The sequence below is a fragment of the Flavobacterium salilacus subsp. salilacus genome, from assembly GCF_004634195.1.
Classification (GTDB): domain Bacteria; phylum Bacteroidota; class Bacteroidia; order Flavobacteriales; family Flavobacteriaceae; genus Flavobacterium; species Flavobacterium salilacus.
In genome coordinates this window covers 353886-376750 of the sequence record NZ_SKBP01000002.1, presented here as the reverse complement: position 1 = coordinate 376750, position 22865 = coordinate 353886, and the positions used below count along the sequence as shown (strand labels likewise).

At 36.0% G+C, this 22865-nt stretch carries 17 protein-coding genes and 1 tRNA gene; 11 read left to right on the top strand and 7 right to left on the bottom strand.

The genetic code is table 11. From position 1 onward, the window contains the following. Positions 1-405 precede the first annotated feature (405 nt). Positions 406-3606: a T9SS type B sorting domain-containing protein gene (locus tag E0W68_RS04670; protein ID WP_162845800.1), complete on the top strand. Its 3201-nt coding sequence runs from the start codon at positions 406-408 to the stop codon at positions 3604-3606. Between the two features lie 106 nt (positions 3607-3712). Here E0W68_RS04670 and E0W68_RS04665 read toward each other — a convergent pair whose 3' ends face one another. After that, on the bottom strand, positions 3713-4051 hold the full coding sequence (locus E0W68_RS04665; protein WP_135218244.1) for a helix-turn-helix domain-containing protein: 339 nt from the start codon (positions 4049-4051) through the stop codon (positions 3713-3715). A 310-nt stretch (positions 4052-4361) separates the two neighbouring features. Here E0W68_RS04665 and E0W68_RS04660 point away from each other — a divergent pair, with 310 nt between their 5' ends. Further along, entirely contained in the window at positions 4362-4715 is a 354-nt protein-coding gene (locus E0W68_RS04660) for a hypothetical protein (protein ID WP_135218243.1), read from the top strand. 27 nt (positions 4716-4742) lie between these two features. Here E0W68_RS04660 and E0W68_RS04655 read toward each other — a convergent pair whose 3' ends face one another. Next, positions 4743-5885 (bottom strand): acyl-CoA dehydrogenase, encoded by a 1143-nt coding sequence (locus E0W68_RS04655; protein ID WP_135218242.1) that lies wholly within the window; start codon positions 5883-5885, stop codon positions 4743-4745. Between the two features lie 87 nt (positions 5886-5972). Between E0W68_RS04655 and E0W68_RS04650 the strand changes: the two genes are divergently transcribed. Next, a complete protein-coding gene (locus E0W68_RS04650; protein ID WP_135218241.1) occupies positions 5973-7064 on the top strand; it encodes an anhydro-N-acetylmuramic acid kinase in 1092 nt (363 codons plus the stop codon). Here the strand turns inward: E0W68_RS04650 and E0W68_RS04645 are convergent. After that, positions 7042-7722, bottom strand: coding sequence for a response regulator (locus tag E0W68_RS04645; RefSeq protein ID WP_135218240.1), 681 nt, complete (start codon positions 7720-7722; stop codon positions 7042-7044). The two genes, E0W68_RS04650 and E0W68_RS04645, sit on opposite strands and share 23 nt — an antisense overlap. Positions 7723-7828: 106 nt before the next feature. Between E0W68_RS04645 and E0W68_RS04640 the strand changes: the two genes are divergently transcribed. The 7 genes from E0W68_RS04640 to E0W68_RS04615 all read left to right on the top strand — a co-directional run bounded on the left by E0W68_RS04640 (position 7829) and on the right by E0W68_RS04615 (position 15144). Further along, positions 7829-8554: a LytR/AlgR family response regulator transcription factor gene (locus E0W68_RS04640; RefSeq protein ID WP_135218239.1), complete on the top strand. Its 726-nt coding sequence runs from the start codon at positions 7829-7831 to the stop codon at positions 8552-8554. Positions 8555-8751: 197 nt separating this feature from the next. Then, positions 8752-8916 carry a hypothetical protein gene (locus E0W68_RS13825; protein WP_162076708.1) on the top strand — a complete coding sequence of 55 codons (165 nt, stop codon included), beginning with the start codon at positions 8752-8754 and terminating at the stop codon, positions 8914-8916. 118 nt (positions 8917-9034) lie between these two features. Beyond that, a complete protein-coding gene (locus E0W68_RS04635) occupies positions 9035-11023 on the top strand; it encodes a tetratricopeptide repeat-containing sensor histidine kinase (RefSeq protein WP_135218238.1) in 1989 nt (662 codons plus the stop codon). Between the two features lie 63 nt (positions 11024-11086). Further along, positions 11087-12313: a Glu/Leu/Phe/Val dehydrogenase dimerization domain-containing protein gene (locus tag E0W68_RS04630; RefSeq protein WP_135218237.1), complete on the top strand. Its 1227-nt coding sequence runs from the start codon at positions 11087-11089 to the stop codon at positions 12311-12313. A 64-nt stretch (positions 12314-12377) separates the two neighbouring features. Continuing rightward, positions 12378-13592 (top strand): bifunctional folylpolyglutamate synthase/dihydrofolate synthase, encoded by a 1215-nt coding sequence (locus tag E0W68_RS04625; protein ID WP_135218236.1) that lies wholly within the window; start codon positions 12378-12380, stop codon positions 13590-13592. 94 nt (positions 13593-13686) lie between these two features. Next, positions 13687-13761: transfer RNA gene (locus E0W68_RS04620), tRNA-Val, on the top strand. Positions 13762-13917: 156 nt separating this feature from the next. Next, entirely contained in the window at positions 13918-15144 is a 1227-nt protein-coding gene (locus E0W68_RS04615) for a hypothetical protein (protein ID WP_135218235.1), read from the top strand. 342 nt (positions 15145-15486) lie between these two features. Here E0W68_RS04615 and E0W68_RS04610 read toward each other — a convergent pair whose 3' ends face one another. Beyond that, on the bottom strand, positions 15487-17163 hold the full coding sequence (locus tag E0W68_RS04610; protein ID WP_135218234.1) for a T9SS-dependent choice-of-anchor J family protein: 1677 nt from the start codon (positions 17161-17163) through the stop codon (positions 15487-15489). Between the two features lie 268 nt (positions 17164-17431). After that, a complete protein-coding gene (locus tag E0W68_RS04605; RefSeq protein WP_135218233.1) occupies positions 17432-18208 on the bottom strand; it encodes a LuxR C-terminal-related transcriptional regulator in 777 nt (258 codons plus the stop codon). A gap of 92 nt (positions 18209-18300) precedes the next feature. Between E0W68_RS04605 and E0W68_RS04600 the strand changes: the two genes are divergently transcribed. Further along, on the top strand, positions 18301-20070 hold the full coding sequence (locus E0W68_RS04600) for a hypothetical protein (protein ID WP_135218232.1): 1770 nt from the start codon (positions 18301-18303) through the stop codon (positions 20068-20070). A 54-nt stretch (positions 20071-20124) separates the two neighbouring features. Here the strand turns inward: E0W68_RS04600 and E0W68_RS04595 are convergent, their stop codons facing one another. Both E0W68_RS04595 and E0W68_RS04590 read right to left on the bottom strand, forming a co-directional pair. Beyond that, positions 20125-21831 (bottom strand): RluA family pseudouridine synthase, encoded by a 1707-nt coding sequence (locus tag E0W68_RS04595; RefSeq protein WP_135218231.1) that lies wholly within the window; start codon positions 21829-21831, stop codon positions 20125-20127. Positions 21832-21934: 103 nt separating this feature from the next. Then, positions 21935-22855, bottom strand: a complete 921-nt coding sequence (locus E0W68_RS04590; RefSeq protein ID WP_135218230.1) for a helix-turn-helix domain-containing protein — start codon at positions 22853-22855, stop codon at positions 21935-21937. Positions 22856-22865 lie beyond the last annotated feature (10 nt).

Sequence of the window (22865 nt, the reverse complement as noted above, 5' to 3'; positions counted from 1 at the left end):
TGCATTTTGTGGGAGAGTATGTCGTCGCCTTTCTTTTAAAAACCCTATCCAATAAGGATAGGGTTTTTTCGTTTATATCAAATACTAAACCTTTTTTAAATGAATTTCATAAACCCCCTATTGGGATTTTTACGTTAATAACTATTTGTAATTGTTAATACTAAATTTATTGTTTGGGTTGGTACTGAGTTTTTTCTTTTTGATTTATACTTACATTTGTCTCGCTCGTATGCTTTAAATTATTTTAGCATTGCTGGTATACTATTGTATACTTGTTTTTGGATGTGGTATAGTTCTTGTTTTTAATTACATATTAATAGTTGCTATAACGTTGTTAAACAGATGGTAAGGTTTTTTTTTACATTAATTCTCGCATGTTTTTTCACACTTTTTTCATTTGCTCAATTGCAGGATTTTACCCTTAATGTTGTTGGGACAGATGAGAGTTGTGATGATAATGCTATACTTACATTCAATGTTGGTAATGTAACTACGGGATCTGATTTTCTTTTTACAGTATTTTTGCAACCTGATTTAGAAAATCCTGTTGCTGTTACTGACTCTTTTTCTGTATCTAATCTCGATTCGGGTACTTATACTGTTATTGCAACTCAATCTTTAAATGGTGAGTCCAATTCACAGCAAGTTTCTGTAGTCATTAATAATATTATAGAGCCTCTTGCTTATGATATTAATTCTATCAATCAGAATTGTTCTGTTGGTGGTCAGATAGAAATTATTACTACTAATGGTACGGCCGCTGAGTATGAAATTATTTCCGGTCCGGAAACCAGACCTATACAAACTTCTAATGTTTTTTCAGGCTTACAATCGGGAACTTATAATATTCGTGTTTTTGATATTTGCGGGCAAGGTGTAGTAACAACATATACATTGGTATTGCAAGCGGCAAATCCTACAGTAACAATGCCTGCTTATGAGGAGGAAATTACTACTGATTGTGATTCTGTGATTATAACTAATACTATTACTTATCCGGAAGGGGTTGTTATTAGTTATCCGTTAACGGTTACTTATACTATACACCCTCCTAATGGTGATCCTGATATTATAGAAATTTATACATATAATGAGGGTGCTCCCAATTTATTCGAGTTGATTCATGAATTTGAGCTATATGATAATCCATATACTTATGATATTTCGATAGTAAATGGTTGTGGTATAGAATATGGAAATTCGGGTATGACTGTTAATCCTGAACCGATACTTGCCTATTCGCTTGAGGAATTAGAATGTGGTGATAATTATCTTATTCTGAATGCCAGCCAGTACAGCCCTCCTTACTCGTTGGAGTTTGTTACAGCTCCGGAAGGGTTTAATCCTGTATTATTCAATTCGCAACATCTGGAACCTTTTGAAGATGCTACTGTTCAGTATGGTAATGAAGAGAATACTATTCCCGAAGGGGAGTATTTAATTGAGTTGACCGATGCTTGCGGCCGTACTGCTACTGTGGATTTTGAAGTTGTAATAGACACTCCCGAGCCTATTGTTTCGGGAAGGAACAACGGTTGTTTTTCAGACTTAGGAAGAATTACAGCTACAGTGCCTGACAGGGATATTGTTGCTGTAGAAGTATTGGAAGCTCCTGCGGCTTATATAGAAACACTTACAACACCTTTGCCACATGATGTGTCTTCTTTTATAAACAGTAACGGCAGACTATCATTGACTAACTTGCCTTTGGGAGATTATGTAATCAGGATTACCGATGTGTGCGGCGAGGTATATGAAGTGCCGGTAACAGTACCGGTATTTGTTGAACGGGATTTTACTATAAGTACTGCCTTTGATTGTACTATAGGTATAGGCTCGGTAGAAATGTCGAGCGGTAATGGGTCGCTAACAACTGTAACGCTACTGTCTGCTCCTGCATCATACGAAGGGGATGTGCCTGCTGATTTGTCGGACAGTATAGCATCGGGTGATTTGTATATTGATGATTTGCCTGAAGGTAATTATACATTTCTGGGTACAGATGTTTGTGGTATTGAGCGGGAGTTAACAATAACGGTATTAGGTTACCAGCCATCTGATAATCCGTTTACTTTTATACCAAACTGTGGCTCTTTTGATATTATGATGACTGATGATGCCGCTTTTTCAGGAGTGCCTACCTATTGGCTTCAAAAACTTGTAAATGCAGATACGGGAGATTGGGGGCATCCTGATACTAACGTTGTATATACTGAAGGGACTGTGCCAACCGAAGACAATTCTTTATCACTGGAAAACAATACTACTATATTTAATCTTACATTTTCGGGCGACTTTAGGGTTATAAAAGCATTTGAAAGTTTTGGTAACGGAAGCGAGGTTAAAAACTGTCTTGAAGAGTTGGGAACGTTTAACTATCTCGATCAGCCAAGAATTAATGCTTTTTATAAGTTATCTTGTATTGATAGTCCAGATGATGTATATATAGATGCAGATGGCATACCGCCTTTAAATTACAGAATTGAGGATGCTTTGACTAACGAGATTATTATTGATAATGGTGCCAATAATATATTTTCAAACTTGGCATCGGGTTCTTACAGGTTTGTTGTGGAGGATGATTGCGGAAATATATCTCGCATAACACAAAATATAGATATATTGCCTGACTTGGTAGCAGCTAATGAGCCGGAAGATCTTTTTTACTGTATTGATCCAGATAATGAAGCAGGTATCTCACATGAGTTCAATTTATCGGAGTTAAATGAGACCATTTTGGGTAATCAGAGCGAGGATTTGTACATACTTACATACCATATCTCTCAGGCTGATGCCAATGCGGGAACTAACCCTTTGGATGACTTATACATAGCAACCCAGCCTGTAACTACTATTTATGCCCGCCTTATTCATAGCTATATTTCGATTTGTTATGATGTTGTTTCATTTCAATTATTACTTAATGAAAATCCTGTATTGCAATTGCAGGAGTCCTATTATATATGCGATGACAGCACCGTAACACTATTTGCAGGAAACGGATATGATAGTTATTTATGGTCAACAGGGCAAACTTCGCCCTCTATTACTGTAGATGAAGCCGGTATTTATACTGTTACTGTTATGGATGGTTTATGTGATGCGAGTGGCGATATTGTGGTAGAATTGTCAGCGCCGGCAGCAACAGTTGGTATTGAAACAGAGGACTGGACGTATGATAATAATGCAATTATTGTATCTGCAACAGGCAACGGAAATTATGAGTACTCTCTTGATGGGATCATCTACCAAAACGAAAATATTTTTACAGGTCTCGAAGCGGGTTTATATACTGTGTATATTCAGGATATTAATGGGTGCGGAGTGGTGGAAGAAGAGGTCGTGCTTTTAAATTATCCTAAATTTTTTACACCCAATGGCGATGGTATAAATGAAACGTGGCGAATACCATTCTCTTCTTTTGAGCCTGAATTGTATGTTTTTGTATATGACAGGTATGGTAAACTTATTACCGGTTTTGATGCGCAGAGTAATGGCTGGGATGGTACTTATAACGGAAACAGGCTGCCATCTACTGATTACTGGTTTGTAGTTACCCGCCAAGACGGGCGTGTACACAAAGGGCATTTTTCTATGGTGCGTTAGTATTATCCTTTATTTTTTAAAGTTTTTTATGGAATTGCCCTGTAAATATAAAGCCCTGCTACTATAAGTAGCAGGGCTTTATATCCTTAAGTACTGATAAGAGCTATTAGCTTTTTACAATTACCCTAAGGAAATTTATTTCTTCTTTAAGATGTTGTATTTCCGATCTAAGGCTTTCTATAAGAATGTCATAAACCTCTTTGTTGGTATTATTAAGATTTGCGTTTTCGTTAACGTTGCTGTTCTCGGTTTCGTTAAATATATAAGATATATTTGTATTTAATATTCTTACTATTTTCAGGAGTTTAACAACGTTAAGCCTACGATCATCTTTTTCAAGTCTTCCGTAATTACTTTGTGTTACATCCAGTTGCAAAGCCATTGCTTCTTGGGTAATACCTTTTTCTTCTCTTAGCTTTTTAATCTTTTGCCCGATTACATTCATAATTTATTTAGTTTTAGGTGTGTTGTAATTTAAAAAATAATTAATAGTTGAGATTGATATTGAATAATTAATCTTATTTTTGAATAATTAATTTAACTAAACTTAAACAAAATAAGTTCTTTTTTTAATTCGTTTTTTAATTACTTAGTGTACTTCTTAACGTAAAAGTAGTAAAGAATAAATAATTACCGGGGGGCATATTATATTTTTCGACATACAGCTATTTTTCTTCGATTAAAAACGACTAAATAGTAGCTATATAATTATGTTTTAATAATTATTATTTGAATTTTTAAAAATTGCAACTATTATGAAGATTTGGATCTATGACAATCAATTAGGATATTTTGATTTGTTAAAAAATAATATGCCCAAGGACTACCAATTAAAACATTTCAGTGTAAATAATTGTGATGAGGAAGACTCAGAGGATAAAGCAGACTCTCTTATATTTTTTCTTAATGACGAGTTGGAACTGATTGACTATATGAAATTACAACGCCCCGGCATGAAAACGATACTTTGCTCTCCTACAAAGGGTGGAGCGATATTGGAAAAAGACGTCGATTTTATACATATAGATATAAACCTGAATAAAGAGGATTTGGTAAGCTCTATACTTCGGTTAGTTACTGCCGAAACTTCGAAGGCTGAAGGAATATAAAAAAAGCCGGTGAAAACCGGCTTTTTTTTATTGAGATATAATCGATCTTGATATTACTATTTTCTGTATTTCAGATGTTCCTTCATATATCTGCGTTATTTTAGCATCACGCATCAATCGTTCCACATGGTATTCTTTAACATATCCGTTACCGCCATGTATCTGTACCGCCTCAATGGTGGTATCCATAGCTACTTGCGATGCATACAGTTTTGCCATAGCTCCGCTAATGTCGTAGTTATTATGGTTATCCTTATCCCATGCTGCTTTTAGGCAAAGGTAGCGGGCTGCTTCAATACTCACAGCCATATCAGCCAGTTTAAAAGCAATAGCCTGGTGGTTGCATATCTCTGTACCAAAAGCTTTGCGCTCTTTCGAGTATTTAAGAGCCAACTCATAAGCTCCTGAAGCAATACCTAAAGCCTGCGAAGCAATACCTATACGTCCGCCGGATAGCGTTTTCATGGCAAATTTAAAACCAAAACCATCTTCACCTATACGGTTTTCCTTAGGTACTTTAACATCAGTAAACATTAACGAGTGCGTGTCAGAACCTCTGATACCCAGTTTTTGTTCTTTAGTACCAATTTCAAAGCCCGGCATACCTTTTTCAAGAATGAGAGCATTGATGCCTTTATGTCTTTTTTCTACGTCGGTTTGGGCTATTACTAAATATACATCGGCAGTACTGCCATTAGTAATCCAGTTTTTTGTACCGTTTACCAAGTAATGGTCGCCTTTATCTATAGCGGTTGTTTTTTGCGATGTAGCATCGCTGCCCGCTTCCGGTTCAGATAGGCAAAAAGCCCCTATAATTTCGCCGGTGGCAAGACGGGTAAGGTATTTTTGTTTTTGCTCTTCTGTGCCATATGTTTGCAGTCCCCAGCAAACAAGCGAATTATTTACTGACATCACTACTGAAGCTGAGGCATCTATTTTAGAAATCTCTTCCATAGCGAGTACGTAGGATATAGTATCAAGCCCGCTGCCGCCATATTTTGGGTCAACCATCATTCCCATAAAGCCAAGCTCTCCCATTTTCTTTATTTGTGCCGTAGGGAAAGTTTGTGTTTCATCCCTTTCTATAACACCCGGCAGTAATTCTGCTTGTGCAAAATCCCTTGCCGCCTGCTGTATCATCAGGTGTTCTTCAGTAAGTTTAAAATCCATAAGTATGTAGCTTTGTTTTTTGTTTTATTGTGCCCAAATGTAATTATTAATTGCCAATTTTTCAACTAGAATAACTAATTTTAGCCGATGAATAAGCAAAACTATAACGTTTTAGGAGTTATGTCGGGTACATCGCTTGATGGGGTGGACTTGGCGCATATTTCCTTAACCTTACAAGAACAAAAATGGAGCTATGCAATACATGAAACCCAAACAATTTCGTATAGTCCCGAGTGGGTAAAACGGTTGCAATCAGCCATAGATTTTGATATTAATACTTTGGCACAGCTTAATCAGGATTATACAGTACTGCTTGCAAACATTATCAATGGGTTTATAACTCAAAATGCAATTGGTAACCTCGATGCCGTATGTTCGCACGGGCACACCATATTGCACCAGCCTCACAACGGCTTTACACTTCAAATAGGTAACCTGCCCCAAATAGCCAACTTAATTCACCATACAATTGTTTGCGATTTTAGGGTGCAGGATGTTGCTATGGGCGGTCAGGGTGCCCCGCTTGTACCAATGGGCGACAGGCTGTTGTTTTCTGAATATGATTTTTGCCTCAATCTGGGTGGTTTTTCCAATATTTCTTTTGAAGAAGATGGGCAGCGCATAGCGTATGATATTTGCCCTGTAAATACGGTATTAAATTATTATGCCGGCATTTTAGGTCATGCTTATGATGATGGCGGTGCTATAGCTGCTGCCGGCACCGTAGTGCCTGAATTACTGGAAGCGTTGAATAATCTCGATTATTACAAGGCTCCTTATCCCAAATCGTTAGGGTTTGAATTTGTAAAAGAAGTAATATTACCTGTTATGGAGCGTAGCGATGCCGCCGTAAAAGATAAATTATGCACATTTACAACACATAGCGCTACACAAATAGCAAAAGCAATTATAGCTAAAAAGGCAAATGGAAGCCTGCTTATAACGGGTGGCGGAGCGTATAATAGTTTTTTAATAAAAAAAGTTAAGGAATTTTTACCGGCAACAAGGCTTGTTATACCTGATAATAAAACAATACAGTACAAAGAGGCTTTGCTATTTGCATTGCTGGGTGTACTTAAATTACGGAATGAGGTAAATGTTTTATGTAGTGTAACGGGCGCAAAAGCCAACCACAGTTCGGGGGTTATTATGCAACCTACAACACACCCATTTTCTTGATGGCTTCTATCAATTCATAATCGTCACCACTTTGTCCTTGCAGCAGCATGTTTTTCATACGTGCTTTTCTTTTTTCTATAGCACTTAGCGATAAGGGTACATAGTTGGGTATATTTTTGGTCAGTATCCCTTCAGATAGGCGCATGAGTATTTGCTTATCGTAATTGTCCAGGTTATAATTGTCAAAAACCTTATCTTTCATCGATTTTACAATCTTATTGCTGAGATAGGTGTCGTTTTTTTCAAAAATAATTTTAAAAGCATTAAGAAATTCGTCAATATCAATATCACTTTTGCACAATATACCTTTGGGGTTTATTTCTTTAATAAGCCTATCTACCAATGAGGCTTCACTATGCATGGTGAGTATAATAATTATACAATCGGGGATGGTGTTTTTTATAAGCACGCCCAAGTCAAATCCCGAAAAAATATTTTTATCAGGATAGGGCGGAAGGCTCAAATCAAGATATGCAATATCAAATGGTTTTCCATCAGTTGCAGACTTCGAGATAAGATTATAGGCGTCTTCACAATTGAGTGCTTTTGTAAAAACTAAGTTATAACCTTCAAATTTTTCTTCGGATAGAACATTTACATATCCGTTAACCGTCATGGGGTGATCATCAACGATTAAAATGTTTAAATCCTGTGACATGAAATTTATATATATACAAAATTAACAAATTTTACGGGAAAACCGTAAAACATACAAGATGATTATTTATAAATTGCAAAAAATTTTTTTGCCTAATTTTTTTTAAGTGCAATATTCATATTTGATAATAGATGATAATGACGAGAGTATAAAGGAAATCTTAGCAATATTTGAAGGTTTCCCGGAATACTATTGTGCAGGCATTGCAAAAGATAAAGATGAGGCTGTAAATAAAATATTAGAACTCGAGCCGCAAATTGTTTTTTTAGAAGTAGCTTCTAAACAGAAGGGGAGTAAACTCTCACTATCCATAATCAGCGATTTATATCAGTTTTTAGATATCCTGCCTTATTTTGTAGCGTTTACCAGTACCCCAAAATATGCTTTCGATGCCATAAAAGCAGGCGTATCCGACTATTTATTAAAACCACTCAGTATAACAGAGTTGCGCAAAACACTGTTGAAATTCCAGAAAACAAATCCTGTAATAGCCAATAATACCATTTGCATACGCTCTTACGGCGATTATCAGTTTATATCATTACATGATATTGTGTATTTAAAAGCAGATAATAATACTACTGACTTTTATCTGCAAAACGGCAGAAAACTTACTGCCTATAAAACATTAAAACATTATGAGGCAAATCTGCCTTTGTTCTTTTTCCGTATTCATAACAGTTATATTGTAAACAGCAATTATATTTCGCGTATCAATACAGGAAAATCATTATGCTACCTTAGCCACAGCGATATTTCGATATCATTTTCCAAAACCTTTAAGGAAAATGTTGATGCCATAATACGCAAAATAGCTCCTGAATATTTGTAATGTAACTGATTACCCCTAAAATCAGTCGAGTTACTCGCAGACCCGTGTGTTTTACTAAACGCCTTGTAAATCATTGTGCTACGTTGTTTATTGCCCCTATTTTTGTCTCAGAAATAATCGCTGCAGCGTTTGTTTCGGAAAAAAAATATTGAATAAATAAATACACACATCCTAACAATTACAAAAATTTGATTATCATGAAAAAAAATCTTCTTATTTTAGGTCTTGTAGCTTTTTTGAGTTTAACAGCTACATCTTGCTCTACTGATGACAGCGATATGAACACAGAAACAGAGGCTAATACTTTACAGCCAATAGATAATGGCGATAAAGAGCTGCCTAAACCACCTATGAAACCATAATTATAAAGTTATCATAAAAATATAGTATTTTTGAGGGCAATAGTATTATACTATTGCCCTCAAAAATTTGAAGATACTTCGAAAAATACTACTTCTCTTAGGTGTACTACTGTGCGCCATGTCATGTAATTCACCTGATGACAAAACATTATCAAAAACCAAAGCCGGACAATATCTTGATGATTCAAACAATACCGTTCTGGACGTTAAGCAACGTCAAAAATATATAGATTCGGCTTATTCAGAATTGCAATCAACTAATCAAAACGATTCTATTACCCGTTATTTGTACAGCCGTACAATAGCTGCTTATTATAATCTTAATTTGTATGACAAATCATTATCGGTAAGTAAAGAAGCCCTAAATATAGCAATAGAATCAGAAGATACATTGGATATAGCAAAAACAATGTACAGAATTGGCGATATACATTATGCAAAAGCTAATAATGATACTGCTTTTTATTATTATGACCAAGCAGAAAAGCTCTTTGTTAACCTTAATGATCCCGGGAGTTTAGGGGAAATAATTCTGTATAAAGCATATATTTATTATAATATTGGAGAGTATATACTTTGTGAAGTACAGGCTATTAAGGCACTTGAGTTACTTATTAAGGATAATAGAACCGTGCATATCTATAATTGTTATAACCTCATAGCAAGTGCATTAGATGGTCAGAACAATAATCAGGACGCGTTAAAATACTATCAACTTGCTTTGAAACAATTAGATGCCTTCAGAACAGAAGGCTATTCTGAAAGTGTTATTGAGTTTTATAAAGCTACCTGTTATAACAATATGGGCGGAGTATATGTTAAAGAACGTAACTATCAAAAAGCAACATCACTATACAACGATGCAATGCGGTTACCCAGCATTAAGCAAGATTATATTTCCCTCTATGCCAAGCTGCTAAACAATATGGCATATGCCAAATTTAAGGCAGGAGACGATTCTGAACTACCCCAACTGTTTTATAAATCATTGCAAATAAGAGACAGTATTGGCAATCAGTCGGGCATAGTAGCAAGTAATATTCATCTTGGCGAATATTTTGCCTCAAAGCAGGATACCGTAAAAGCACTAAAATATCTTACAACAGGCTATAACACAGCCAAAGAGATAAAAAGCCATTTTGATATACTCAATAGCCTAAAACTGCTTGCAGAGCTCGACAAAGAAAAAGGAGTGTATTATTCTAACAGATATGTTAAAGTAAGCGATAGCTTGCAGGATATAGCTCGCGCTAACCGTGAAAAATATGCCCGTATAGAATATGAAACTGAAAAACTGCAAGATGAAAAAGAAGCCTTAGTAAAGAAAAACAGTTTCATTATTGGTATTTCGGCAGTAATATTACTCTTTATAGCTGCCATTTTTGTTATTTATTACCTTAATTCAAAAAATAAAGAACTACTGCTTATACAGGAACAGCAAAAAGCAAATGAAGAAGTATATTTTTTAATGAGTGAGCAACAGGCAAAAATTGACCTTGCCCGTAAGGAAGAAAAAAACAGAATAGCTATGGAACTCCATGATGGCATACTTAATAATATTTATGCCGTTCGCCTTAATTTAGATTTTATCAATAAAAAATCCGATGATGAGTCAATCCAGAAAAGAAAAGGACTACTGAAAGAATTACAAACTGTAGAGGCAGAAATACGGGCAGTATCGCACGATCTTAGTAAAAATGCCATGTTGCAACAAGAAAAAAGCTTTGAAAGCATACTGGAATATATGATAGCCAATCAGAAGAATTCGTTTAACACTATATTTGAATCAGATATAGACAGAAGTATAGACTGGGAATCTTTATCCAATATACTTAAAGTTAACATTTACAGGATTATTCAGGAAGCACTTCAAAATATAAACAAATACTCCAAAGCCGGTTTTGCCAAAGTAGTAATCAATAAAGAAGGAGATAATATAAATATAACCGTAACGGATGACGGTGTCGGGTTTGACATACAAACAACAAAAGGTGGTATCGGGCTGAGAAATCTTAATAAACGCGTACTCGCGTTAAGCGGCAGCATAGAAATCACCTCACAACCCCATAGCGGGTCAACAATTAAAGTTACATTTCCAATTGGATAAAAAAATACAAAATTCTCATTTATATGTTTTATATATTTGTGACGATTTAAAAAAACGCAACAAATGAAAGATTTATTAAGCAAATACGAAAATAAAGAGCCCGAAATAGTATTTAACTGGAAAGACAGCGAAACCGAAGCCGAAGGCTGGACAGTGATAAACTCCCTGCGTGGCGGTGCAGCCGGCGGAGGAACAAGAATGAGAAAAGGACTTGATATGAACGAGGTCCTATCGCTTGCCAAAACAATGGAAGTAAAGTTTACCGTTTCAGGCCCTGCAATAGGCGGTGCCAAATCCGGAATAAATTTTGATCCTGCCGACCCACGTAAAAAAGGTGTGTTACAACGCTGGTACAAAGCCGTTTCCCCATTACTGAAAAGCTACTATGGTACAGGTGGCGACCTAAATGTAGATGAAATTCATGAGGTTATCCCGATGACAGAGGAGTGCGGTGTATGGCATCCGCAGGAAGGCGTGTTTAACGGACACTTTAAGCCTACCGAAGCCGATAAAATAAACCGGATAGGGCAATTACGTCAGGGAGTAATTAAAGTGATAGAAAATCCCGCTTTCTCTCCTGATGTTAACAGAAAATATACTGTTGCCGATATGATTACAGGCTATGGTGTTGCCGAAGCCGTACGCCATTTTTATAGCATATATGGAGGTGATGTAAAAGGTAAAAAAGCCATAGTACAAGGTTTCGGTAACGTAGGTTCGGCAGCAGCATTCTATCTTGCCGAAATGGGAGCAAAAGTAGTAGGTATTATAGACCGCGACGGCGGTGTGCTTAATAAAGAAGGTTTTACATTTGAAGAAATAAGAAACTTGTTCCTTAATAAAGACGGTAATAAACTGGTTGCCGAAAATATGATTCCGTTTGAAACCATCAATCAGGAAATTTGGAAAGCGGGCGCACAAATATTTGCCCCATGTGCAGCGTCAAGACTTGTAACTAAAGAGCAAATAGATAATATGATAGCATCAGGGCTTGAAGTTATCTCCTGCGGGGCTAATGTACCGTTTGCAGACAAAGAAATTTTCTTTGGTTCTATCATGGAAGCTACTGACAGCAAAGTGAGCCTGATTCCTGACTTTATCTCTAATTGTGGTATGGCAAGAGTATTTGCCTATTTTATGGAGAAAAAAGTAAGCATGACGGACGAAGCTGTATTTAAAGACACTTCTGAAACGATACAAAGAGCAATGCAAAATGTATATGCACAAAACAGCTCTAAAACCAATATAAGCCATACAGCTTTTGAAATTGCATTAAAGCAACTGGTATAACTGCAAGAATAGTATAAAAAAATAGTAATTTTAATGGCAGATGATATTCTGCCATTTTTTTGTTATGAACTATAAAGAAACTACAGCATGGATGTTCAGCCGACTGCCTATGTACCAGCAGCAGGGAGCATCTGCCTATAAAAAAGACCTTACCAACACACTGTTACTGGCGCAACATTTAGGCAACCCCGAGCGTAAAATAAAAACCATACATATAGCAGGTACCAATGGTAAAGGGTCGGTATCAAACATGCTGGCATCAGTGTTACAACAGGCAGGCTATAAAACAGGCTTATACACATCGCCCCACCTCAAAGATTTCAGAGAGCGCATCAAGATAAACGGGCAGGATATTCCCGAAGACCACGTGTGCCGTTTTATAAACAACAATAAGTCTTTTTTTGAGGTACAACAACTCAGTTTTTTTGAAATGACTGTTGGACTTGCTTTTGATTATTTTGCCCAAGAGCAAGTTGATATTGCTGTTATAGAAACCGGAATGGGCGGCAGGCTCGACTCTACCAATATCATCACTCCGCTGGTATCGGTAATAACCAATATAGGGTTAGACCATACCCAGTTTTTAGGCACTACCGAAGCCGAAATAGCAGGGGAGAAGGCAGGAATTATAAAAGATAATATACCTGTAGTTATAGGCGAATATACAACTGAAACTAAACCTGTTTTTGAAAAAGCAGCACATGAGCATAATGCACCTATTTATTTTGCACAGGATGAGGTGCGGGAGTTATATCCTTCAGATTTAACAGGGGTTTACCAAGTACAAAACCAAAAAACAGTGTTGCAAACCATAGCTGTATTACAAAAGCATTTTGAAATACCTGAAGAGGCTATTAAAAAAGGATTGCTTACTGTTACTGCCAATACCGGTTTTATGGGCAGATGGCAGCAAATAAATACCAGCCCTGTAGCAGTGTGCGATACCGCACACAACCCACACGGCTTAGCAATGGTGATGAAGCAGGTGCTGCAACAAAAATTTGACGTTTTACGAATTGTTTTCGGGGTGGTTAATGATAAAGATTTGAGTAATATATTACCCTTGTTGCCTAAAGAGGCACGTTATTACTTTTGTAAGCCTGATGTGCCGAGGGGCTTACACGCTGAGATTCTTCAAGGAGAGGCTAATGCATTTGGTTTGCAGGGAAAATTATATCCTTCTGTTGCAGATGCTTATCAAGCTGCTTTGTCGGATTCCGGAAAAAATGATTTTATTTATATAGGCGGCAGCACCTTTGTAGTAGCAGAAATTTTATAATTTTTTAAAATTATGTTTGCAAATACCAAAAACTGGACTATATTTGCACTCGCAATAACAAACAAGGATACTCCGTAATGTTAAAGCAACATAAGGGCGATTAGCTCAGTTGGTTCAGAGCATCTCGTTTACACCGAGAGGGTCGGGGGTTCGAATCCCTCATCGCCCACAGAAAAATTAAAAAATCCAGTGAAAACTGGATTTTTTAATTTATTCAATCACGTTAGGTTAATTTCTTGTTTCTTGATATCTGTTAATACTCATAATAGATATTACTAATTCTTGATTTGTTATTTCATATCTTTAATTTTTAATAAAAAAATAGATGAATAACTCAAGAGGCCTATTATATCCGGCACTGCATAAATTTTATAGCGCCTTAAACAGTTTAGAAAAATTTGAAAAAGGGACAAACTTCTTCGACAATATAAGTTATCTGGATAATTTCTTTTCGGAATATAGAAATGTCACCTTTGTGCTGCAAAAATCTTTGGCTAATACCTTATTCATGCCTACGTACGAAAAATTGCGCGATAAATACCTAGTTAACCAAGTCGGTAAATGGTTTATAGAAAAACGGAACGAGGTACTTAAGCAACAGCCTTTTAATCTTGAGAAGCGGATTGTAATTAATATTTATTTTGGTCAGACATTGTCACTGCCTGAACTAGTTTTTACAATTGACGATGATGTCGAAATTTCGACAATAGTTGATTCACTGCGAACGACATTTATAAGTTTCGGTCAATTAGAAGTAATGTTTTCGGCTGAATTTTTATTTTATGAATATGGGCATAGTGAAGATTTGTATGATAATTTGATTTTCGGGATAAACCAAATGAAGCTTTTATTAGCTGACATGAAGAATCAAATCAATCAGGATTGTAAACTATCCGATGAACTGGAAAGTAAAATAGAAGTGATGAATTTCTATAAAGTACCTAGAGATATGCTTTTTGTTGATGATTATGTGTTTTACTGTAAAAAGGGATATTTTGAGAAAGCTTCAAGAATTGCTATACGAATCGGTCAAGGCCAGATAAGGGTTCCTATTGAAAATCTAAATAAAGTGTATCCTACTGGCGACCTATTTAATAAATTTGAAATGATGCACCTAGTGATTTTTCAAATGGGAAAATCGCTATTACCTACTTGTATGATATTATATAGTGATGATACGTTTGAATTAGTTACTTTCGGATTCTCGATCAAAACTACATTATACAGAAAGTTTAACGAAATTGCTAAACGCCTTGAAGTAGATAAGATAGTTAGCATCCTTTTCGTTTCAGAAATGTATATTTATGATAAAAATGATATAAATAATCTGGACAGCCGTGAAAGGGTCGAGCATGCTAAAAGCGAGATATTAGCATTTTACATGATTAATAATCATTTAGCAATTAAATCACATTCATATGACACAAAGCAAATTGATGATTTTAAATATATAGGTTCAATAATGTTTTCAAAATCCAGCGAGCAAGTACTACCCAGATATATGAATCCGGTCATGCAAGAGTTTATACGTTTGAAAACAAATTTCAAGTAAGTTTAAGTTGGGTAATGATGTTCTCAATCGCTGAGATTACCCGGATTCAATATACTAGGTCTATTAAGAAAATTATGCGAATGCAATCAATCTGTGTTCGATAGAAACCTCACACTTTATATTCACTCGATTTCGAAATGATTATCAATTAATGATTTTAAATATTGCTAAATAGAGTTAGAATAGGCACAAGGTGTTCGACTGTAATCCTTTACAGCCCACAAAAAGCAAGCTATAGTAGCTTGCTTTTTTATTTTACGCTTTTTCTGTTTAAAGGCTTACTAATAAATAATAAAGCAGCTCGATGGCTGCTTTATTGAAAGTTTCTTTATTTTATAAAACTTATTCCTTTACAAACTTTCCGTTTCTGTTATCCATTCTCAAAATATAGATACCTGCCGGCAGGTTACTTACGTTAACAGTATTGTTACCTATATTTTCCTGAAGTACTAATCTGCCTGTAAGGTCGTAAATTTCTGCGGTTGTGCTCTCTATTGTTCCTGTAATGGTTATGTTCAAATTGTCTTTAACAGGGTTGGGATAAATTGTCCATGAAGCCTGTGTGGTATCAAATTCTTCCTGGCTTGCCACTGTTGTAAACTCAAACCTTGCACTTACAGGCAAGTGGTTAGAAGTGGTGTTATAAAAATTGTTGATAGTTTGGGGTATAGTTACATCCTGTGCAGCACTGTTTGCAATATAATTGTCAAATAATTCGTCAGAAATTATAAAATGCTCAATAAGCGGGCGTGTTCCCCAGTTTGTGTTTACATCTATAATATTTTTGGTAATACCGTTGTAATTGTTTTCATCATCTATAAAATTTTTAAACGGCGAATTGGTACAATTGCAGGCATCACTTGATGTTCCTATCAGGTAATCGTTAAAATCTCCAATAACAATTATGTTTTTTGTATTGTAGTTCGTTCCGTCAAGTATGTTTTTCAGCCCTTGCGAACCTCCTAACCTGCGGGTATAGCTCTCGGCCTCACCATCTTCTGCCTTGGCATGAATGTTTACCAGATAAAGAGGTATTAACTCACTGCCCGCAATCAGGTTTACATGATATACAGCAGGATAACGACCACTTGTCCAATTGTAGTGATACGAGTTGCCTTGTGAAGGGCTTCCGCTCATCAACTCGAAAGAATCGACCAATTGCACTTTTGATTTTTTATAAATAATGCCTTGCCTTTGGTTACAGGCGCCTGTGTTTGAAGGCACAATAGCCCCGCCCCACTGGTCGCTGCCCAATAATGATACTAATGTTTGGATAGAGGGATTTGAAGATGTGTTAGAAACTTCCTGAATGCAGTAAATATCAGCATTCATTGAAAGCATTACCGAAACTACATTTTCGATTTGCAAATCTTCATTATTCGGACCAAATTGCTCACAACCCAGCCATTCGGTGTTCCAGTTCGTAATCTTGAAACTATCCGTACCGGGGGCTTGCCCGGTAACTTTTACATTTTTTATTTCCCAGGTTGCACTTTCGTCTGAACTGCATATGTAACGGAAGGCGATTCTTGAATTTTGTGACTTTGCAGCTTCAGGTATGGTAAGCTCACCCGAAGAAATAAATTGCCATGCCGATGTTATATTCTGGTTAAGCCCTTCCAGCTCAATCCATTCTGTTGTTAAAGGATCTCCGGTAAAGTTGGCTGTGGCAAATGCTTTATACCAACCTTCATTAACCCCTGCATTCATTACGGCTGCGTTGCCTCGAGTGTGGCTAAAGGTAAGTTTTACATTATCCATTTGAGATAAATTCATAGCCGGGCTAATGAGCCAGTCTTCGTTTGCATAATTTTCTCCTCCAAAAAAGCCACTGCATACAGCACCATAAGGGTCGTAAAAATTCCAGTTTTGTTCACCTGTTACACTTATGGGTGTAAATGTGTCAAAACTCTGCTGCGTTAGCAATGATTGCTCAAGAATTGTAGTTTGTGCTTGTAGCGGGCTTAACTTAAGACCGATAATGGCAAGCAGGATGATAAGTTTGTTTAGTTTTTGCATTTTATATATAAAAAGTTATAATGTACTCAAAACAAATAGTATAAAACGCAATCAGCTATATGATGAAAAACTTTCTGCGCGCGCAAACATACAAATAAAACAGTTTTTATGGCAACAAAACTTAATACTTTCTGTATTGTTTTTTTATAATTTACAGGACTTCTCCGTAAAACAGTATTAAGCATCCTGTTTTAACCCATAACAATCCAAAGAAAATACAATCCTTTGTAAAAAACGCATGAGGATTTTAGTTTTGAATTATACATGTTTATATCCATCCGTTATTAATGGTTTTAGTTATAAGCTGGGCAACTGTATTACATTCGCTTTTTTGCAATATGTTTTTTCTGTGAGAATTTATGGTATGTACTGATACAGAAAGTATATCTGCTATCTGATGGGTTGTTTTGCCTTCCACAACATATTTTAAAATTTCTTTTTCCCTTTTGGTAAATAGTTCTTTTCCCGATGTTAGGATTAACAAGTCTGTAGGAACATTATGATATGATGGTTCGCCATCCAGACCTATAAAAGAAAGTCCCGAAGCCTTATTATCTGTTTTTATATGTGTAATGTCTGTATGCATGCCAAGAACTCTTAAAACAGAGCCTTTATCATCGCTTTGAATCGTAAGTACTTGCTGTAATATCCATTTGTATTTACCATCAGTGCCTTTAATCCTGTAATCGTAACTTACCTTATATTTTAAGGTTTTTTCGGGTGGGAGTGAATTAAAAAATTCAGTTACCTTATACTCGTGTGCCACAAAGCGGGACTTATCATCAGGATGCAAATTTTCATAAATATACTCTACACTAAATTCATTAGCGTTGCTAAACCCCCACATTTTTTTTACTTCTTCGCTGGTAAATTCTATTTCAGCAGTAGGAGGGCTGAAAATATAATAGTAAAAATCGCCGGCTTGAAATATATTCAACAGCTTTTTATGAATTTCTATTTCTAATTCCGGATTTTTATCGTTTTTCTGATATCGACCTATTTGATACCATGTTTTTTTTACTTCGTCATATTTTAAAATTTCCATCGCATTGAGGAGGGGGATAAAATCACTATTATTAGTTATTTTTTCGCAATCTTTTTTTTACAAACTTTACACAAAATAATAAATTTTTATTTATGAAATCAATTCTATTAAAATTTTCACTGTTTTTAGCAGTTCTTTTCACTTTTTCATGTTCTAATGATGATAGTGAAGATAACCCGATTGATGAAAATGGAGGAGTAGTATCAAGATATCAAATTGTAACAATTGATACCGAATCTGTAAGTTTGTCTGATGAGGAATATAATGGTACACTTGGCGGAAAACCCATACAGCTTTCTAAGACAGGCGATCATGAGTTGGTATTTTATGTTGCGGGAGATGCATCTTTAGGTGAAAACGAATTGATAATTACCGACCTTAATAATACTAAAATAAAATATGAAGTTGTCGATGCGGTATTGTCTCAATCGGTAACAGAAACTTTAACACCATTCTTTACAAATTTTGAAGATTTCAACTCGGGACTGAGCAGTACTGTTGCCGATGCGGACTATATCAGTAATTATAATAATATGGTTTCCTATTATGACAATCTTTCGGAAGGAGATAAAACAGAAGTAGCAAGGTTTTATCAAGTAAATAAAACGATAATAGATGCCGTTTTTTTATCAGATTACAGTAATGTTACGGCAGGAAGAGCTCCTATGAGCGAGATAGATATGGCCGCCAATAAATTATTGGTGCTAAAGTTTAAAGCCGCGCTTGCGGTAGGTATTGTAGGCGGAACAGTAGCGGTTTTAGAACCCTCCAATATTATACGTCCTATAGCAATAGGTGTTGCTATTGCTGGTATTTCAAGTGCCCTCGATTATCATTTTGACCTTATAGATAATAATGTTAATATCATTCAGCTTAAAATTAATTCAATACTTGGTACTAACGGCAGGACTACAAACGCTGTACTAAGCTTTACAGATGATGTTGCCAAAACGGTGCCTTTTAATATAGGAGCACAACAAATTGTTGACTCAGACTCCGGTAGTCAGCAAGAATACATGAAACTGTATTTTGAAACAAAAAATAAGCTAAATGCTTTTGTTGCAAAAGTTAATACCTCAATACAATGGGTAAACAATAATATCCCTTTGGTGAGTTTTAGCACTATTCCGTTAGTTACTTTACCGGACACTGTTACTCCTGAAGGTTACGATGTAAATAATCAGATAATGCAAAATCTTACACTCAGCATTAACCATCCTAACCTAATATTAGAAAGCGCAAACCTGCAAAGTGACGGAATGTTGAATATAAAAATTAAAATAAACGGTACACCATCTTCATTACCTGTAAGCACAACACTAAATTATAGTTATGCAGATGATTTTAGTAATTTTTCCGGTAGTTTTGATATTGAAGTTAATAATACTCCTCAATATTCGGGTCAAATTCAATTTACGTTAAGTGGATCGGGATTAGTATTCCCTGACACATCAAATGTTATTTATCCTCTTTATAATTTTTATGTTGATGATGAAGCGGGATGTGATTTTAGTAATCTACGGTTTATGAATGATGTTGGTGACAATGTGTTTTTTTATAGTAATAAACTGATTGAATTGATGAATAGTCCAATAGGTACGGTATTTCAATTTTCCGGTGAATATAATTGTTATGATGGTAATTACATAAACTTTACTGTAGATGCTCAAAACGGTACTTATACCACAGATGGTTTTAACTTTAGTGAATATGGGTTTAGCTCTGTTTTTGGTGAAGGAACTTTTATAAAAACAGGAGCAAATACTTTTTCATTTTCCGGAACCATGCCAAGTACTGTTGGTTCGCCTGATGGTGGTGTATATACAGCACAAATTTCAGGCACTGGAACTTTTTACCCTTAAAAAACTAAAAACATAAATAAAAAAAGTATTTGCACTATAAAACGTTGGCAATCATTAAAACTCTTCCTTTACGTCAAAGCAAAGGTTTTCTCCGGTTTTAGGATGCACAAAGGCAAGGTGCGCAGCATGCAGGTGCAACCTGTTACAGCCTGTGCCGTATAAATCATCTCCTACAATGGGTGCATTAAGCCCCATTTCATGTGCTGCGTGCATCCGTAACTGATGTGTTCGTCCGGTAAGTGGCCAAAAGTGGATTTTAGTTGTAGTTTCATTTTTTTGGATAACTTTCCATTTGGTAACAGCTTTTTTTCCGAATTCAAAACATACCAGTTGTCTTGGTCGGTTATCCAAATCACCCCTTAACGGGAGGCGGATTTCTCCCTCATCTCCCTCAATAACTTTAGAGAGTAAAGCGGTATAGCGTTTTGTTACCGTTCGTTTCAGGAACTGCCTTTGGATATGCTTATGCGCGTCTTTGGTTTTAGCAACTACCAAAAGCCCCGAAGTAGCCATATCTAACCGATGGATGATAAGCGGTTCAATATCGGTAAATAACGCTTTGAGCCGTGTATGTACAGAATCCTGTATGTTAATTCCGGGAACAGAGAGCAATTCCGCAGGCTTGTTAACCACTATCAGGCTATCATCTTCATATACTATCTCGAGTTTTTTGCTTTCGCCCGGGTTCTTTAACAGTGGGTTTTCATCCATAAGTATCCCCTCCAGCATATGTTTTAAAATGGGTTGGCATTTACCCGTACAGGCGGGATAAAACTGTTTGTGTTTCCTGATTTCCGATTTTGGCGGTGCACCCCACCAAAATTCAGCCATAGCCAGTGGTTTATAACCATGCAAAAAAGCATGCTGTAATAGTTTTGGGGTGGCACATTCTCCTGCCGCGGCGGGTGGTTTCCCAAAAACAGTTTCACTGAAAATTGCCCGGAGGCTTTTCTTTTTACCGTCTTTATTCAGAAATTCATAGTGTTCAAAAAGTTGCTGCTGTAAAGCTGCCGATTTTTCTTTCCGTTCCTTTTTTAAGGCTTCTATATTCTCATCAAATTGTGCCAATTCAGATTTGACAGTATCTAAACGCTGTTGCCAAGTATGGCAAAGCACATTAAACTGGTGCTTGTCGTGCAGGCTGCTCCGAATTAAATAGGCTTCAAAAAAAGTATAATCCGCTTCGCTTAATATTTGCTTTTGTTCTTCACGAAGCTTTTTCCTGTTTTGCTTATTGCTTTTTAATTCTTTTTTAAAAGCGGCTATTTCCTCAACTGACTGAGCTGATAATTGATTAAAACGCTGTTTGAGGTTTTTATAATTTTCATCGGTCTCTATTTCTTTAACTTTATCATTAATGCTGTTGAGAATGTATTGTTCTTTCAGGAAAAAACTATTCTCTATCAGCATATCAAAAACGGGGGGGACAAACTTTGAGTGCTCATTGGAGTCGGCAAGCTTTCCGGAAAAAGCTGACAGGTAACCTAATTTCCCTTTTTTATCCTGAACAACTAAAACACCAAACATTTTTCCGATAGCAAGACCGTGACCGTCTTTTATAATACCAAAATTATGGTTCAGGTCTGTTTGGGTCTCAAGATAGTGTTGTAATTCGGCAGCCGCAATTTTTGTTAATGCGTGCGGCTCATAATAAAACGGAAATGTAAACCGCTCGGGCAGCGCTATTCCTTTTACAGCGTTTTCAGAAAAGTAGTTTATACTGTTTTCGCTTTCGTGTTTCAATTCTTCTTCATGTTGCATTTGTGCTGCGAAAGTAATATGGCAAACGGAATAACCGAAAATTATAAGTAACTTTTTTAATATAAGTACCCAAAATTTAAAACGGGACGTATAGTGGTATGCTCTAATTAAAAGACTGCCTGAACTCCAAAGGGGAGAAGTTGGTTTTTGTTCTGAACAATTTGCTGAACGACTGCGAATGCTCGAAACCTAATTCATAAGCAATTTCGCTTACGGATAAATTGGTTGTTGATAATTTTTCTTTCGCTTTTTCTATTAGTTTGTTATGTATATGTTGTTGCGTGCTTTGCCCTGTCAATACTTTCAGCAGTCCGCTTAAATAATTAGGTGTTACATTCAGTACATCAGCTATGTGTTGTACTGTAGGCAGTCCTTTGTGTGCCAAATTATCGTTGTTAAAATATTCCGTAAGGATGCTTTCTAAACGGTCAAGAATTTTATAATTGCTTATTTTTCTTGTGATAAACTGGCGTTGATAAAATCTTTCGGCATAAGTGAGTAATAATTCAAGCTGGGCAATAATTACGTCCTGACTGAATTTATCAATATTGGAGTGATATTCTTGTGTAATGTTTTGTATAATACCCGTTATCATTACTTCTTCTTTTTCCGAAAGATGGAGCGCTTCGTGTACTGAATAGCTGAAATATTCATATTGCTTTATTTTTTTGGCTAAAGGAGCATTCCAAAGAAAGTCAGGATGAATGAGCAGCATCCATCCTGAAAGTTTAATAGCTCCTTCTGCTTCTATTGAAAATACCTGACCGGGTGCAATAAAAAATAGTATGCCATCATCAAAATCATATTCTTGTTGCCCATACTTATATTTCAGTTTTGTGCTAAAATTCCTTTTAAGCGCAATAGAATAAAAATCCAGTACTAAACTTGACGATTTAGTTGCCGGTATAGTATTTACAGAGTCAAAGCTCAATACACTAACCAGAGGATGCTCAGGTTTAGGCAGGCCTCTGTACTGGTGGTATTGGCTTATTGTTTTAATTCTATGGGGTTTTGTATCAGGCATTTTTAAAATT

Bases quoted from the DNA above. Each gene is read 5' to 3' on its own strand.
- E0W68_RS04605 (WP_135218233.1), bottom strand. From the start codon at position 18,208: ATGGAAATTTTAAAATATGACGAAGTAAAAAAAACATGGTATCAAATA.
- E0W68_RS04610 (WP_135218234.1), bottom strand. From the start codon at position 17,163: ATGCAAAAACTAAACAAACTTATCATCCTGCTTGCCATTATCGGTCTT.
- E0W68_RS04625 (WP_135218236.1), top strand. From the start codon at position 12,378: ATGAACTATAAAGAAACTACAGCATGGATGTTCAGCCGACTGCCTATG.
- E0W68_RS13825 (WP_162076708.1), top strand. From the start codon at position 8,752: ATGAAAAAAAATCTTCTTATTTTAGGTCTTGTAGCTTTTTTGAGTTTA.
- E0W68_RS04635 (WP_135218238.1), top strand. From the start codon at position 9,035: ATGTCATGTAATTCACCTGATGACAAAACATTATCAAAAACCAAAGCC.
- E0W68_RS04595 (WP_135218231.1), bottom strand. From the start codon at position 21,831: ATGCAACATGAAGAAGAATTGAAACACGAAAGCGAAAACAGTATAAAC.
- E0W68_RS04655 (WP_135218242.1), bottom strand. From the start codon at position 5,885: ATGGATTTTAAACTTACTGAAGAACACCTGATGATACAGCAGGCGGCA.
- E0W68_RS04590 (WP_135218230.1), bottom strand. From the start codon at position 22,855: ATGCCTGATACAAAACCCCATAGAATTAAAACAATAAGCCAATACCAC.
- E0W68_RS04660 (WP_135218243.1), top strand. From the start codon at position 4,362: ATGAAGATTTGGATCTATGACAATCAATTAGGATATTTTGATTTGTTA.
- E0W68_RS04600 (WP_135218232.1), top strand. From the start codon at position 18,301: ATGAAATCAATTCTATTAAAATTTTCACTGTTTTTAGCAGTTCTTTTC.
- E0W68_RS04665 (WP_135218244.1), bottom strand. From the start codon at position 4,051: ATGAATGTAATCGGGCAAAAGATTAAAAAGCTAAGAGAAGAAAAAGGT.
- E0W68_RS04645 (WP_135218240.1), bottom strand. From the start codon at position 7,722: ATGTCACAGGATTTAAACATTTTAATCGTTGATGATCACCCCATGACG.
- E0W68_RS04650 (WP_135218241.1), top strand. From the start codon at position 5,973: ATGAATAAGCAAAACTATAACGTTTTAGGAGTTATGTCGGGTACATCG.
- E0W68_RS04615 (WP_135218235.1), top strand. From the start codon at position 13,918: ATGAATAACTCAAGAGGCCTATTATATCCGGCACTGCATAAATTTTAT.
- E0W68_RS04630 (WP_135218237.1), top strand. From the start codon at position 11,087: ATGAAAGATTTATTAAGCAAATACGAAAATAAAGAGCCCGAAATAGTA.